The organism is Bacillus sp. NMCN1, from assembly GCF_002998085.1.
Taxonomy (GTDB): Bacteria; Bacillota; Bacilli; order Bacillales; family Bacillaceae; genus Bacillus.
In genome coordinates this window covers 1,846,632-1,861,203 of the sequence record NZ_PVQL01000001.1, presented here as the reverse complement: position 1 = coordinate 1,861,203, position 14,572 = coordinate 1,846,632, and the positions used below count along the sequence as shown (strand labels likewise).

Here is a 14,572-nt window from a genome sequence, read left to right as displayed (position 1 = left end):
TTTGGGACCAAGGGGTCGCAGGTTCGAATCCTGTCTTCCCGACCATCTTTTATGGGGCCTTAGCTCAGCTGGGAGAGCGCCTGCCTTGCACGCAGGAGGTCAGCGGTTCGATCCCGCTAGGCTCCACTTTTTAAAAGATTATTTTGATCATGGCGGTGTAGCTCAGCTGGCTAGAGCGTACGGTTCATACCCGTGAGGTCGGGGGTTCGATCCCCTCCGCCGCTATAAAGGACCTTTAGCTCAGTTGGTTAGAGCAGACGGCTCATAACCGTCCGGTCGTAGGTTCGAGTCCTACAAGGTCCACCATCTATACGGAGGAATACCCAAGTCCGGCTGAAGGGATCGGTCTTGAAAACCGACAGGGGTGTCAAAGCCCGCGGGGGTTCGAATCCCTCTTCCTCCGCCATATTTTTAAAAAACTTATATCATCGCGGGGTGGAGCAGTTCGGTAGCTCGTCGGGCTCATAACCCGAAGGTCGCAGGTTCAAATCCTGCCCCCGCAACCAAATTATTTTATGTACCAATGGGGAGTGCTCATTGAGTGCAACCAAAATGGTCCGGTAGTTCAGTTGGTTAGAATGCCTGCCTGTCACGCAGGAGGTCGCGGGTTCGAGTCCCGTCCGGACCGCCATTTTTAAAATGAATACTTGGCTCGGTAGCTCAGTTGGTAGAGCAACGGACTGAAAATCCGTGTGTCGGCGGTTCGATTCCGTCCCGAGCCACTTTTATAAAAAAATATTGACAGTATGGCGGTTGTGGCGAAGTGGTTAACGCACCAGATTGTGGCTCTGGCACTCGTGGGTTCGATTCCCATCAATCGCCCCATACATATTTTTGCGGGTGTAGTTTAGTGGTAAAACCTCAGCCTTCCAAGCTGATGTCGTGGGTTCGATTCCCATCACCCGCTCCATTTGTATATCCGTTCATGGGCCTGTAGCTCAGCTGGTTAGAGCGCACGCCTGATAAGCGTGAGGTCGGTGGTTCGAGTCCACTCAGGCCCACCATGATATTCCGCAGTAGCTCAGTGGTAGAGCTATCGGCTGTTAACCGATCGGTCGTAGGTTCGAGTCCTACCTGCGGAGCCAAATGGAGAAGTACTCAAGTGGCTGAAGAGGCGCCCCTGCTAAGGGTGTAGGTCGCGCAAGCGGCGCGAGGGTTCAAATCCCTCCTTCTCCGCCATTTATCTGGCCCGTTGGTCAAGCGGTTAAGACACCGCCCTTTCACGGCGGTAACACGGGTTCGAATCCCGTACGGGTCATGTTTAAAAGAGGTCTTGTCAAAGATCTCTTTTTTATTTTCTTCAAAATGAAAGACCGCCATCATAGCGGTCTTTTTTTACATGTTCATGGAATAGATCGTATAAGACAAGTATGTTGCAAAGAAGCCCCATAAGACATAAGGGATCAATAAAATTGGAACGACTTTGCTTAGTTTACGCGAGACGATGACAAGTGCAAGTGCTGTCAGTGCTACAAGCAGGCAGTCGATCGTAGCGGCAAATAAATCTTTTTGTGTAAATTGAAAAAAGCTAAAGGCTTGATTAAATACGTAATTTAAAAGAAAAAGAATCCAAAATGGTAAAGTGATTTTTTGAAATCCGTACTTTCCATAAATGATCGCTGCGGACAACGAGATGAGAGCAAATAAGACAGCCCACACAGCACCAATTACACCACCACTCGGTGTCCATTCTGGTTTATTTAATGCATCATACCACTCTCTGTCAATCGGAAACAGGAATCCGGCAATAGAGAATAATGCGTATGTAATAAAGAAGACCACCACTGCCCAAATGATACTTTTTTTTGCCATTAAGAATCTCCTCCAATCAAATTCACTCTTAAAGTGATTTCCCAATAATTACATGATATAAACATAAAGCCCCCAATATGAGGGGACTAATGATTTTCTTCTGTATAAGGTTCTTCTTCGTACGGCTTCAAGTCACCAAATACCGTCATGACGCCTTCTTCGTCTAATGCCTCTTCATAGGTTTCGTGGGCTTTATTTGGATACACCTTACTTGCTTTGCCCTCAATATCAGCAGCTGCGAATCCTTCATAGTCCTCCACATAATCTTCATCTTCTGATTGTGTATACACATCATCGTATGTCAATGGAGGGAATTCCATATCGGACGGGGTATCAGAGTTTCCGTAGCGTTCTACGTCTTGATATGCATCCTCTCCATCGTAGGCTGCTCTTTCTTCATTTTCAAATTGACCTGATGGCGGACTTAATAAATCCTCTTCAATTGGTCGGTTTTGTGAAACGGTTTGTTCTTTTGAATGCTCTGTGCATGTGACGGCACTGGGCAAGGCTTCTAAGCGTTCCTTTGGAATAGGGGCTTTACAGACCTTGCACAGGCCATAAGAGCCGTCTGTGATGGCTTGAAGTGCTTCATTGATGTCTAACAGATGTTCATGTTCCAAACTGTTTAACGCAATATCTTTCCCGCGTTCGAACAGCTCTGTCCCTTGATCACCTGGGTGATTATCATAGGCTGACAGATCTCCAACCGAATCATAAGGAAATGATACTTTTTGTTCATCGTCATGGCTTTTGGCTTCGAGTTCCTGCTTTTCATCGAGAAGTCGCTGCTTCAAATGATGTAATTCGTCTTTAGACAACAAAGCGATCATCCTTTCATATCAAACATAATGTTAGTATGAGCAATTTTGTCTGTAAGACTTGTTCCAATTTGAAGCAATTCCTCATGAAAAAACGCCTGCGGCTGCAGGCGTTCTTTGTTACGCGATATAGTATTGTAAGATCAAAGCGATTGTCAGCAGGAAACCGAAAAATGTATTGGTTTGAGCTGTAGATTTCATGGCATTCATTAATTCAATTGGTTTTTCTTTTTGCTTAAATTCTTTGATAGCTGTATATGCTTTTGGCACACTGAGTAAAACAAGAAGACTCCAAAGGCCGACAATATCTGTGAAGATATAAACAAAAATAAGTATATATGAGACCAAAAACATGGAAAGTAAAATGTTCACTGCAGCTTTTCGCCCAGCAAGGATAGCAAGTGTTTTTCGTCCATTTTCTTTATCGCCGTCTAAATCGCGGATATTGTTCGAAAGTAAGATGGCACCAACTAAAATAGAAATTGGTAATGAGATGAGAACAGCTTTAGACGTCAATGTGCCTGTTTGGATATAGAAACTGATCAGGATGATTCCTAGTCCCATAAAAGCACCTGACACAAGTTCTCCAAACGGTGTATATGCAATGGGAACAGGACCGCCGGTATAGAAATAGCCTGCTGCCATACAAATAAGTCCTATCAGTGCAATCCACCAGCTAGACATCATGCAAATATACACCCCTAGTAGTAAAGAAAGTGCAAATAGTGCATAAGCGAGGCCGAGAACTATTTTTGGCTTCACACCGTTTCTTACAATGGCTCCGCCGATGCCGACAGATTTCTCGTTGTCCAATCCGCGAACATAATCAAAGTACTCATTAAACATGTTCGTTGCGATTTGGATAAACATAGATGCAAACAGCATAGCTAAAAATAGCCCAACATGTATTTGACCACTTGGAAGTGCTAGAACAGTTCCTAAAGTAACGGGAATAAACGCTGCTGTTAATGTATGCGGTCGTAGTAAATTCCACCAAATCCGCCAGTTCTTATCAGGCTTAATCGGTGAAAGCTGATCTGATATCGATTGATGCTGCATAAAATATACTCCTTTAAATAAAAAAATACGTACACGTCCAAATTCCAGTTTAGCAAAGTTCAAAAAGGTGTCAATATATTGATGCGATGAAACCGGAAAAAGATGTTTGCTAATCGTTACCATATCGAGAGAAAGCTTGATCTTAGAACACGACTTGCCACTTTTCCTTTAGATGCTCTCGTTTCAAGAAGCAGGAGCGAAAAAATCTAGAAAGCGTGATATAATAAGGATTCGAGGTTTTAAAAGCTGTTTTCTTTACTAAGTTCATCTGTTAAGGTTTATAATAGAAAAGCAGGTCATTCGACATACTCGAATGTTCATGTATTTTTTCATTATGGTTTTATTTTTTTATGTTATTTCATGGATTTTGGAGGAATGTATCATGGTGACAACAGTGCAAAGTACTTTCCGGCAGGAAGCGCTTGCGACATTAGAAGAAGCGAATAACGTCAACCATGCTGTTTTGATAAGCTACTCCAGAAGAGTTGACGATCTGGATCCTCTTGCCTTTTTCCAAAGCGGCGAAGCGGATTTTTTAGGCGAGCGGTTTTTTTGGTCTGATCCAGAAAGCCAAATGATATTTTCTGGACTTGGCAGAGCGGCCGTCATTAAATCATCTGAGCAAGGCAAGGAACGATTTGATATAGTCCATCAAGAATGGGAACAGCTGAAGCAGCACATGTTCCATTTTCATGATGAGAAGGAGTTAAGGCAAGCGGCTGTTGGTCCGCTGTTATTTGGAGGATTCTCATTTGATCCGTATGAAGAGAAGGCGCGTCACTGGGAAGCTTTTGGCGAGGCTCATTTTTTTGTGCCATCGATGATGCTCACTGTCTCAAAAGAAGGCACGTTTCTTACGATCAATGAATGGAAGCAGGTGGACGGGAATGTTCATCAGCTCATTCAAGAATTAGAACAAAAAGCCTCTCATTTTGAAACATTACCGCTCAGACATGATGGACAAGCTGAACTTGTTCATATGGAAGAACTAGATGTGAAGGAATGGATGAAGGCGATCCAAGAAGCGACAGACCACATTCGTGCAAACGAATATGAAAAGGTTGTTTTAGCAAGAGAAGTCTTGCTTCACTATAAAAATCAAATTGAACTCGCTCCGCTGTTATCAGAATTATTAAAGCATCAAACAACGAGTTATGTATTTGCGGTTGAACAGGGGAGACAAGCATTTGTCGGAGCTACGCCGGAACGTTTAGTGAAAAAAAGCGGCGGAGAGGTCTTTTCATCTTGTTTAGCAGGTTCGATTGTTCGTGGAAAAGATGAAGCGGAAGATCAAGCATTAGGCGAGGAACTGCTGCATGATGAGAAGAATTTGATTGAACATCAAATTGTCGTCAATATGATTGAACAAGCATTTGAGGCCAATTGCCTACATGTGCACAAACCAAATCAACCTAGTCTTTATAAAACAAAAAACATTCAGCATTTGTTTACACCGATTGTGGGAGAAATCAAAAGCAGCTGTTCCCTCTTTTCATTAATTGAACAGCTCCATCCGACGCCAGCATTGGGCGGATATCCGAAGGAAAAGGCGGTTGAGGTCATTCGTGAAATCGAACCGTTGAAGCGTGGCTGGTACGCGGCGCCGGTGGGCTGGATTGACTCTCAGGATAATGGAGAATTTGCTGTCGCCATTCGTTCAGGTCTTATTGAGGAAAACCATGTTCGTTTGTTCGCTGGCTGCGGCATTGTAGAGGATTCCCTTGCAAAGCAGGAGTACGAGGAAACGCAAGTGAAATTAAGACCAATGCTGTCTGCGCTTGGAGGTCGTCCTATTGAATAATCAAATCATGACAACATATATTGGCAGATTGATGGATGAATTTGTCCAAGGTGGTGTACAAGAGGCAGTTGTCTGTCCTGGTTCTCGTTCGACCCCGCTGGCAATGCTGGCTCTTGCCCACCAAGACATCAATGTCCATGTATTAGTAGATGAACGGTCTGCTGCTTTTTATGCGCTTGGTCTTGCAAAAGCAAGTCAAACACCAGTGCTGCTTATTTGTACATCAGGTACGGCAGCTGCTAACTTTTACCCAGCCATTGTAGAGGCACATTATTCTCGTGTACCACTTATTGTTTTAACTGCTGATCGGCCGCACGAATTGAGGGAAGTTGGGGCACCTCAAGCGATTGATCAGCATTTCTTATTCGGTAAGTTTGTTAAATGGTTCACAGACTTAGCATTGCCAGAAGAAAGTCAGACGATGTTACGCTATGTTCAGACGGCTGCGGCAAGAGCAAATCATATGTCGTTGCAAGAGCCGAAGGGACCTGTACAGATCAATGTCCCTCTGAGAGAACCATTACTTCCTGATTTGTCTATTGACCCTTTCGAGCGAGAAGAAACAGACCGAAAAAAGGTATTAGCTGCAGGACAGGCTTTTCCAAATGATGATGCGATGTCTGAAATTGTGACGGTCATGAACCGTTCCAAAAAGGGACTGATTGTGTGTGGTGAGCTTCATACGCAGGAAGAGAAAGAGGCAGTGTTAAGTCTTTCGAAAGCCTTGCATATTCCGATTTTAGCGGACCCGCTTTCTCATTTGCGAAATGGTCATGAGCATGCAGATCTTATTATTGATGCGTATGATTCTTTATTGAAAGATGAAGCATTGCAGCAGCACCTATTGCCGGATATGGTCATTCGTTTTGGACCGATGCCTGTCTCTAAACCCTTATTCAAGTGGCTGGAAAAACATGTAGAAGTGAATCAGATTGTTGTTGATGCTGCCGGAGGTTTTCGAGATCCTGGGTTAAGTGCTTCATACGTCATTGAAAGTGATGTGACAGCTTTTGTAGATGAAGTATTCAATAGAGCGGATCAATGTGAGGATACAAGTTTTCTAAAACGCTGGCAGGATGCTAATTCTTCATTCAGAACGCATGCATCCCATTATTCTGATGAGGATCTGTCATTTGAGGGGAATGTGTATCGTCAGCTTCAGCATCTCTTGCCGAAGGAGAGTGTCCTTTTTATCGGAAACAGCATGCCGATTCGTGATGTGGATACATTTTTTGAAGCGCAATCGAAGCCTTTTCGAATGATGGCGAATCGAGGAGCCAATGGCATTGATGGCGTTGTGTCTACAGCACTTGGCACGTATGCGGCTTTAAAGCAGCCGGTCACCTTAGTGATTGGAGATTTATCATTTTACCATGATATGAATGGTCTGCTTGCAGCTAAGTTGATGGACATTCCACTGACGGTTGTGTTGTTAAACAATGATGGAGGAGGCATCTTTTCTTTCCTTCCGCAGGCGTCTGAGGAACCGTATTATGAAAAACTCTTTGGTACACCGACTGGACTGAATTTTGAGTATGCTTCGAAGCTGTATGGGGGAACCTATTCGAAACCGTCAACGAAACAAGAATTACATGATGTCTACATGGCGCATATAGAAGAGCCTGGACTTCATTTAATTGAAATTGAAACAGATCGGCATTCTCGTGTAAGCAAGCATCGTCAAATGATGGATGACATATTGGAAGAAGTGAAAAAAGAATGTCTTCTTTCATAATACGGATGCGTGATGGTGTGGCGTACGAGGTGGTGGATCAGAACCCATCAGGTGAGAATGCCACACTATGCTTACACGGCTTCACTGGAAGCGCGGCTTCTTGGACGTTCTTGAATGCTTATATAGAGAATACAAGATTGATTCAAGTCAGCTTGCTTGGACATGGCCGCACGGACTCACCAGAAAGTATGAGAAGATATGCGATGTCGCAACAGCTGGTAGATCTTGCAGAGATTTTAAACCAATTAAAGCTTCACAAAGTGAATATTCTCGGATATTCTATGGGAGGACGTATTGCTTTATCTTTTGCCTCTCGTTATCCAGATCGTGTCAATAAATTGATTCTAGAGAGTACGTCTCCAGGGCTTCGCACTTTTAAAGAGCGGATGGCAAGACTCAAACATGATCATCAGCTCGCTCAGAAACTTAGACATGAAGGATTAGTGAAGTTTGTGGATTTTTGGGAGAGTATTCCACTGTTTGCTTCGCAGAAAACTTTATCAGCTGAAACGCAGGCTCAACTAAGAGAGGCAAGGCTGAAAGCCAATCCACTTGGACTGGCTCGCAGCTTAGAAGGCATAGGAACAGGTTCGCAGCCCTCTGTTTGGAAGGCATTAAAGCATATGAATTTACCTGTTTTGTTGGTTTGCGGAGCGCTTGATGAAAAGTTCTGTAATATCGCCACACGTATGCAGCAGGAGCTTGAAGGCAGTCAATTCATATTGGCTGAGCAGGCCGGGCATACAGTTCATGTGGAACAACCACATTTTTTTGGTAAAATAGTAAGTGAGTTTATTACGCAAAATTAGAGGAGGAACTATTGATGGCTATTGAATGGCAAACTGAGCGTCAATATGACGAAATTTTATATGAAACGTACAATGGGATCGCAAAGATCACGATTAATCGTCCACATGTACATAACGCGTTTACACCAAAGACTGTGAGTGAATTAATTGATGCATTTTCACGTGCTCGTGATAATTCAAATGTTGGTGTGATCGTACTTGCAGGTGCTGGCGGCAAAGCATTCTGTTCTGGTGGAGATCAAAAAGTACGCGGCCACGGCGGCTATGTAGGAGACGATCAAATTCCGCGTCTAAATGTATTGGACTTACAGCGTTTGATTCGTGTAATTCCAAAACCTGTTGTTGCGATGGTTTCTGGTTATGCAATCGGCGGTGGTCATGTTCTTCACATTGTATGTGACCTGACAATCGCAGCAGATAATGCGATTTTTGGACAAACTGGTCCAAAAGTAGGCAGCTTTGATGCTGGTTATGGTTCAGGCTACCTTGCACGTATTGTTGGTCATAAGAAAGCGAGAGAAATCTGGTACTTATGCCGTCAATACAATGCACAAGAAGCGCTTGATATGGGACTTGTCAATACAGTTGTACCATTAGAGCAGCTTGAAGAAGAAACAGTGAAGTGGTGTGAGGAGATGCTAGAAAAGAGCCCGACTGCTTTACGATTCTTGAAGGCTGCATTTAATGCAGATACGGATGGATTAGCTGGAATTCAACAATTTGCAGGAGATGCGACACTTCTTTATTACACAACAGATGAAGCAAAAGAAGGACGCGATTCCTTTAAGGAAAAACGCAAGCCGGACTTCGGTCAGTTCCCGCGTTTCCCTTGATTCAATCATACCGATGAAAAACAGCTTAGTGCATCAGACTAAGCTGTTTTCTTTTACGAAAAGGAGGTGTCATGATGAAGCAACCTAATTGGCTGCTGCACCGTGCTTATTTAACACCAGAAAGAGTCGCGCTTATTTATCAGGATAAAAAGTGGACATTTCGCGATTTAGCTGATGAAGTCAATGAGCTTTCAAATAGACTTGCACAAACATCATTGAAAAAAGGGGAAACGGTTGGGCTTTTGATGAACAACCAGCCTCAAATGGTGATGCTTGTTCATGCTTGTTTTTCATTAGGATTTAAAATCGTGCTATTGAACAATAAGTTAACAAAAACTGAAAGACGCTATCAGCTTGAAGATGCAAAAGCTGCCGCTTTATTAACTGAATCTGTTTATGCCAGTGATCATAAGGGTGATTTACCCGTTTATACAATGGAGACTTTACCTGAAGCAGGTCAAGATAATGTAAAGAAAATCGAAAGCGAATTTGATTTGAATGAAACAGCAACCATCATGTATACATCTGGCACAACAGGACGCCCAAAAGGGGTGGAGCAAACGTTTGGCAATCATTTTCATAGTGCTGTTTCCTCTGCACTAAATATGGGCCTCAGAGAGGATGACAGCTGGCTTATTGCACTGCCTCTTTTTCATATTAGCGGGTTATCCGCTTTATTTAAATCTGTGATTTATGGGATGACTGTCGTACTTCATCAGAAGTTTGATGTCGATGAAGTTAAAGATTCTATTGAACAGCATCGTGTGACGATGATATCTGTTGTTCAAACGATGTTATCCCGTTTGTTAAGCAGACTGGGAGAATGTCCGTCTTCTTTGCGTTGTCTTTTATTAGGCGGAGGACCTGCGCCTTTTGCGATGCTTCAAGAAAGTAAAGAGAAAGGCTTCCCTGTGTTTCAATCGTACGGCATGACGGAAACCTGTTCACAAATTGTGACCCTTGCGCCAGAATTTAGTGTAGAGAAGCTTGGATCAGCGGGAAAACCCCTTTTTGGGTGTGAGCTGAAAATTCAAGATGGTACACGCACTTGTCGTCCTTTTGAGCATGGTGAAGTTATGGTGAAAGGGGCAAATGTCATGAAAGGGTACCTTTACCGTGAAGAAGCGACCGCAGCTGCCTTTGATCAAGGCTGGCTGAAAACGGGTGATATTGGCTATGTGGATGAGGATGGGTTTTTATTTGTGCTTGACCGCCGTTCAGATTTAATTATTTCTGGCGGTGAAAATATTTATCCTGCTGAAATTGAAGAGGTCCTGTTAACACATCCGCATGTAAAGGAAGCTGGAGTGACGGGTATATATGATGATAGATGGGGAGAGGTACCGGCTGCCTTTCTTGTCACAGACCATAAGATACGGGAGAATGAGCTCTATGCTTTATGTGAGTCGCATTTAGCAAAATATAAATGGCCCGCCGCTTTTCACTTTGTGGACGAGCTGCCAAGAAATGCGTCGAATAAGTTGCAGAGGCACAGACTCAAATCAAAGGGGTTTTTAGATGATTCAAATTGAACGAGTGATTTTATATCATGTCACGATGAAGCTCAAGCAGCCATTTACAACAAGTCTTGGAACCATCTCAGAGCGTGAGTTTATTATTGTTGAGGTAAAAGATCAAACAGGATTGACTGGATGGGGAGAGGTGTCAGCCTTTTCTTCTCCATGGTATACAGAAGAAACCATTGAGACTTGCTACCATATGCTGAGAGCTTTCTTTATACCAAATGTGCTGACACGAACCTTTACACACCCTTCAGAAATACCAGACAGCCTGTACCAATTTAAAGGTAATAGGATGGCGAAAGCGGGAATCGAAGCGGCTGTTTGGGATATTTATGCGAAGCGTGAGAATAAATCGTTACGGGATGTATTAGGTGGCACCAAAGAGAGAATACCTTCTGGTGTTGTGGCGGGGTTAGGGCCCATTGATGACATGCTTAACCAAATACAGCAATTTGTGGACCAAGGCTATCAGCGTGTGAAGGTGAAAATTAAGCCGGGACAGGATATTGGGCTCCTTAAAAAAATTAGAGAGTCTTTCCCTAACCTTCCATTAATGGCGGATGCAAACTCTGCTTATGAATTAAAAGATATTAGCAAGCTCAAGCAGCTCGATGACATTCGTTTATTAATGATTGAACAGCCATTAGCTGCAGATGATATCGTGGATCATCGCCATTTGCAAAAGCATTTAAAAACACCGATATGTTTGGATGAAAGTATTTGTTCCTTAGATGATGCTAGAAAAGCTGTAGAGCTTGGCAGCTGTCAAATTATTAATGTGAAGCCTTCACGAGTTGGAGGGCTGACAGAAGCCCTTAAAATTCATACATTCAGTAAGGAGCACCAAATTCCATTATGGTGCGGAGGAATGATTGAAACAGGCATTTCCCGCGCGCAGAACGTGGCACTTGCTTCGCTTCCGCAATTTACAATCCCAGGTGATATTTCAGCTTCGTCAAAATATTGGGAGCAGGATATCATTTTTCCTGAAATCAAGGTTGAAAATGGGTTTATTGAGGTACCTCGTTCCCCAGGAATGGGCGTAGAAGTGGATTATCAAGCGCTTCGTTCTTTTTCAGATAAAATTGACGTGTTTACAAAACATGATTTTGTGATGTGAAAACGAGTGAATCACCTTTTGCACATCCAATCAAATCTATGTATAGTGAGAGAAAGTTTTTTCCTTCCTGTCTCAAAAAAGAAAGAGCGGTGATCCGCTCTTTCTTACTCTTCTACAAGCTCGCTGTCGTACGCAAGCTGTCCGATATATTGATGCATCTGATTGGGCATGTTTGCTGCATGGCCATATTCATAATCCCAAAGGTTTAAAAAGGAGTGAGCAGCCTGATAAAATGCGGCTTCGTCCCCGTCATGAATTTCGTCAAAAAACGTTTGAAGCAGCCGATCGTGTTTCAATGTGAAGCGCCTCCTTTAATGAGACTTAAAGATCTTGTGGTTTAAACGTTTTACAATCCGTTTCTTCACTTTTTTCAGCCGTATTTCCTGTGTGGCTGACGACATAGATTGCATCTGCCCCACAGCGGTTTCCAGCATTCCAATAGGAACAGTTATTGACTTCACAAAGGATTTTTTGACTCATACAGATGACCTCCTTTTGAGTATGTCTTTCTTCTATAATGTAACCGAAATGAACCTTGTCCATTCATGTTAATCTTCCTGGCGAATATAGCGTTTATCCTTCATAAACAATTTCCAAAAGAAATAGAACCCAGGGAATAAGATGATAAAACCTACAATATAGGTGATAAACAATGCTCTAAATGTGACAGGGTCTGTAAATCCAGACATGATTGTAATATCTGGATAGGCCATATAAGGTAAATGGGCACGTCCGTACACGTAGCTTGCTAAAAAATATTGAATGGTAATCGCAATGACAGCTAAACGTGGCCGGCCTTTCCGATGCTTAAACCGGCTGTTTGGTAAAAATAAAGCTAGTCCTGCCAGCAAAAACATCAGGAGTGATACAAGAAGAATAGGAATGTTCTGCATCATTTTTGTGAACAGCCAATTGGCCTCGCTTCGTAATGTCAGCATGATAAAAAAGGCCATCATGAGTGAAAGCGGACCAGTAATGAGAGCACCTCTTCTATAAATGCTGTAAGCTTCGTCTTCATCAGCCACATTAGAGAAATCAGCTAAAAGCAAAGACGAAAGAAAAAGGGTGCTGAAAATGGCAAAGCCGACAAAAGAATAGACATTTGCACTCGTAAAGACCAGTCCAAGATCTAATGAGTAGGCGTTATTCTCCTGAAAGATAAATCCACCATGAGTAATCGGGAGAACCATGATCAGGATGGACGGAATGATAAAGCCGCTTATTCCTGAAATGTAAGTAACCGCTTTTCGGTATTTTTTAGGGAGAGAATGAGAAAACACGAGAAACCCGCTTCGCAAAGCAAGAAGCAATAATATGATGCTGCCGGGTATTAATAAAACGGTACCAAGTACAAAGGTAGCACCTGGAAACAAGCTAAACAATGCAACAACAATCGCCACAATGAAGACGTTTGTCACTTCCCATGTTGGAGAAAGATACTTATTTGCAATATTAGCGGCCTTTGTTTGTTCTCTATTCATATAAATCATCGACCAAAATCCTGCGCCGAAATCCATTGATGCCATCACTGCATAGATAAAAACGAATCCCCATAAGATGGTGATTGCAATGAGCGCATCAGTTGTAACATCCATTTGCATCTAGATCGCCCCTTTTTAAGATTCTGTTAACCGTAGGTCTTCTTCAATCGAATGTTTTCTAAAGTAGTACGTCAGTACAATAACGGTTGCTATGCCTAAGATGAGATAGACAATGGCAAAAAGGATAAAGAGCGTACCGATCGAACCTGATGATGTGACGACCTCTGAGGTTTTGAGCATTCGATAAATCACCCATGGCTGACGGCCTGTACATGCAAAGATCCAGCCAAATTCAATGGCCAAAAGACTAAGTGGACCGCCGAATAAGTAAAGAAAAAGGAGCCACTTCGGATAATGTTCGCGTTTTAAAATTTTACGGTAAAGCAGTGCTAACACTGCAAACAAAATGAGGACTGAGCCAATAATGACCATGCCATTAAATAATGTGTGAATAAATAAAGGCGGCCACTCGTCACGAGGGAAATCATTTAAGCCTTTGACCACCGTATCAAAGCTATTTCCTGCCAGAAAACTAAGCGCCCAAGGGATTTCAATTGCTCCTTTAATTTTCTGTGAATCGGCATCAGTAAAACCACCTATTGCAAGAGGCGCATGTGATTGTGTTTCAAATAAACCTTCAGCACCAGCTAACTTTTCAGGCTGATATTCATACAGAAGCTGAGCAGACTCATGACCATTTAAGGCCGTAAGAAATGAGAAAAGGCCTCCTACAATAAGTCCAAGAAAAAGGGCTTTTCGATGAAAAGTATAGAGTTTCTCATTCTTTCTTGTTTTGAGCATTTTAAAAGCGGCCACTGAAGCAATCACAAAGGCACCTGTTGTAAAAGCAGACAGCACGACATGTGTCGCAGTCACCACAAAACTTGGATTGAAAAAGGCCTTCCAAGGCTGGATATTCGTAATTTCTCCATTGACCATTTGAAAGCCAGCAGGTGTTCCTTCAAACGCATGTACGTTTGTGATCAGAATCGCTGAAGCGGCTGCACCAACCACGACAAATATAACGGTAATGATGCGCATAGCAGGTGATAGGCGATCCGCTGCGTACACATAAATAGACATAAATAATGCTTCAATAAAGAACGCATAAATTTCAATCTGAAATGGCAGTGACATGACCTTTCCGATGACCTCCATAAAACCTGGCCATAGAAGAGCGAGCTGAGTACCAGCAATCGTCCCTGTTGGAATGGCGACACCTAACAGGACAGCCTGCGCTTTCGTCCACCGTTTGGCCATGACAGCATAGTGAGGGTCCTTCGTTTTTTGAAAGATGAGTTCAGCTAACAAAATCATTAGCGGGATGCCGACGCCAAGCGAGGCATAAATAATATGAAAGCCCATGGTTGTGCCGAACAGGCTTCTAGCTAAAACGAGATCAGTCAATTTTTTCTCCGCCTTTCTTATCGCTTCTCTTTTTCATGTTGCTTATTATTCTCCACCATTTTTAGATTATTCTTCCTGACTAAGAAAGCTTGATTTTTGACAAGTTGTAAAAGA

At 42.9% G+C, this 14,572-nt stretch carries 13 protein-coding genes and 13 tRNA genes; 19 read left to right on the top strand and 7 right to left on the bottom strand.

The window, feature by feature from the left end:
* The first annotated feature begins 53 nt into the window (after window positions 1-53).
* The 13 genes from C6W21_RS09865 (at window position 54) to C6W21_RS09805 (ending at window position 1,258) form a co-directional block, all read left to right on the top strand.
* Window positions 54-126: transfer RNA gene (locus C6W21_RS09865), tRNA-Ala, on the top strand.
* Between the two features lie 25 nt (window positions 127-151).
* A tRNA-Met gene (locus C6W21_RS09860) sits at window positions 152-225 on the top strand.
* A gap of 4 nt (window positions 226-229) precedes the next feature.
* A tRNA-Ile gene (locus C6W21_RS09855) sits at window positions 230-306 on the top strand.
* Window positions 307-313: 7 nt separating this feature from the next.
* Window positions 314-406: transfer RNA gene (locus tag C6W21_RS09850), tRNA-Ser, on the top strand.
* Window positions 407-429: 23 nt separating this feature from the next.
* Window positions 430-506, top strand: a tRNA-Met gene (locus C6W21_RS09845).
* 48 nt (window positions 507-554) lie between these two features.
* Window positions 555-631: transfer RNA gene (locus tag C6W21_RS09840), tRNA-Asp, on the top strand.
* An 18-nt stretch (window positions 632-649) separates the two neighbouring features.
* Window positions 650-722, top strand: a tRNA-Phe gene (locus C6W21_RS09835).
* A 27-nt stretch (window positions 723-749) separates the two neighbouring features.
* Window positions 750-825 (top strand) — tRNA-His (locus C6W21_RS09830).
* 11 nt (window positions 826-836) lie between these two features.
* Window positions 837-910, top strand: a tRNA-Gly gene (locus C6W21_RS09825).
* Between the two features lie 17 nt (window positions 911-927).
* Window positions 928-1,004, top strand: a tRNA-Ile gene (locus tag C6W21_RS09820).
* 6 nt (window positions 1,005-1,010) lie between these two features.
* Window positions 1,011-1,085: transfer RNA gene (locus C6W21_RS09815), tRNA-Asn, on the top strand.
* A gap of 3 nt (window positions 1,086-1,088) precedes the next feature.
* Window positions 1,089-1,179, top strand: a tRNA-Ser gene (locus C6W21_RS09810).
* 7 nt (window positions 1,180-1,186) lie between these two features.
* Window positions 1,187-1,258: transfer RNA gene (locus tag C6W21_RS09805), tRNA-Glu, on the top strand.
* A gap of 77 nt (window positions 1,259-1,335) precedes the next feature.
* On the opposite strand, the gene C6W21_RS09800 is transcribed toward C6W21_RS09805, so the two are convergent.
* From C6W21_RS09800 to C6W21_RS09790, 3 genes are all read right to left on the bottom strand, one after another.
* Entirely contained in the window at window positions 1,336-1,812 is a 477-nt protein-coding gene (locus C6W21_RS09800) for a TspO/MBR family protein (RefSeq protein ID WP_106050175.1), read from the bottom strand.
* Window positions 1,813-1,898: 86 nt separating this feature from the next.
* Window positions 1,899-2,633 carry a TraR/DksA C4-type zinc finger protein gene (locus C6W21_RS09795; protein ID WP_106050174.1) on the bottom strand — a complete coding sequence of 245 codons (735 nt, stop codon included), beginning with the start codon at window positions 2,631-2,633 and terminating at the stop codon, window positions 1,899-1,901.
* 117 nt (window positions 2,634-2,750) lie between these two features.
* Window positions 2,751-3,689, bottom strand: a complete 939-nt coding sequence (locus C6W21_RS09790; protein ID WP_106050173.1) for a 1,4-dihydroxy-2-naphthoate polyprenyltransferase — start codon at window positions 3,687-3,689, stop codon at window positions 2,751-2,753.
* A gap of 382 nt (window positions 3,690-4,071) precedes the next feature.
* Here C6W21_RS09790 and C6W21_RS09785 point away from each other — a divergent pair, with 382 nt between their 5' ends.
* The 6 genes from C6W21_RS09785 to menC all read left to right on the top strand — a co-directional run bounded on the left by C6W21_RS09785 (window position 4,072) and on the right by menC (window position 11,510).
* A complete protein-coding gene (locus C6W21_RS09785; RefSeq protein WP_106050172.1) occupies window positions 4,072-5,490 on the top strand; it encodes an isochorismate synthase in 1,419 nt (472 codons plus the stop codon).
* Window positions 5,483-7,225, top strand: coding sequence for a 2-succinyl-5-enolpyruvyl-6-hydroxy-3-cyclohexene-1-carboxylic-acid synthase (gene menD / locus C6W21_RS09780; protein WP_106050171.1), 1,743 nt, complete (start codon window positions 5,483-5,485; stop codon window positions 7,223-7,225). The genes C6W21_RS09785 and menD overlap by 8 nt, the downstream gene beginning before the upstream one ends.
* Window positions 7,210-8,034: a 2-succinyl-6-hydroxy-2,4-cyclohexadiene-1-carboxylate synthase gene (gene menH / locus C6W21_RS09775; RefSeq protein ID WP_106050170.1), complete on the top strand. Its 825-nt coding sequence runs from the start codon at window positions 7,210-7,212 to the stop codon at window positions 8,032-8,034. The genes menD and menH overlap by 16 nt, the downstream gene beginning before the upstream one ends.
* Window positions 8,035-8,048: 14 nt before the next feature.
* Complete coding sequence (gene menB, locus C6W21_RS09770) at window positions 8,049-8,867, top strand: 1,4-dihydroxy-2-naphthoyl-CoA synthase (RefSeq protein WP_106050169.1); 819 nt, start codon at window positions 8,049-8,051, stop codon at window positions 8,865-8,867.
* 71 nt (window positions 8,868-8,938) lie between these two features.
* On the top strand, window positions 8,939-10,399 hold the full coding sequence (locus tag C6W21_RS09765; RefSeq protein WP_106050168.1) for an o-succinylbenzoate--CoA ligase: 1,461 nt from the start codon (window positions 8,939-8,941) through the stop codon (window positions 10,397-10,399).
* On the top strand, window positions 10,386-11,510 hold the full coding sequence (gene menC / locus C6W21_RS09760; protein ID WP_106050167.1) for an o-succinylbenzoate synthase: 1,125 nt from the start codon (window positions 10,386-10,388) through the stop codon (window positions 11,508-11,510). The genes C6W21_RS09765 and menC overlap by 14 nt, the downstream gene beginning before the upstream one ends.
* Window positions 11,511-11,614: 104 nt before the next feature.
* Here the strand turns inward: menC and C6W21_RS09755 are convergent, their stop codons facing one another.
* The 4 genes from C6W21_RS09755 to C6W21_RS09740 form a co-directional block, all read right to left on the bottom strand.
* Window positions 11,615-11,806, bottom strand: coding sequence for a hypothetical protein (locus C6W21_RS09755; protein ID WP_106050166.1), 192 nt, complete (start codon window positions 11,804-11,806; stop codon window positions 11,615-11,617).
* 25 nt (window positions 11,807-11,831) lie between these two features.
* Complete coding sequence (locus tag C6W21_RS09750) at window positions 11,832-11,990, bottom strand: DUF1540 domain-containing protein (RefSeq protein WP_008360682.1); 159 nt, start codon at window positions 11,988-11,990, stop codon at window positions 11,832-11,834.
* A gap of 68 nt (window positions 11,991-12,058) precedes the next feature.
* Complete coding sequence (locus tag C6W21_RS09745) at window positions 12,059-13,105, bottom strand: cytochrome d ubiquinol oxidase subunit II (protein WP_170825870.1); 1,047 nt, start codon at window positions 13,103-13,105, stop codon at window positions 12,059-12,061.
* A 21-nt stretch (window positions 13,106-13,126) separates the two neighbouring features.
* Window positions 13,127-14,458: a cytochrome ubiquinol oxidase subunit I gene (locus C6W21_RS09740; protein ID WP_106050165.1), complete on the bottom strand. Its 1,332-nt coding sequence runs from the start codon at window positions 14,456-14,458 to the stop codon at window positions 13,127-13,129.
* Between the last annotated feature and the right edge of the window lie 114 nt (window positions 14,459-14,572).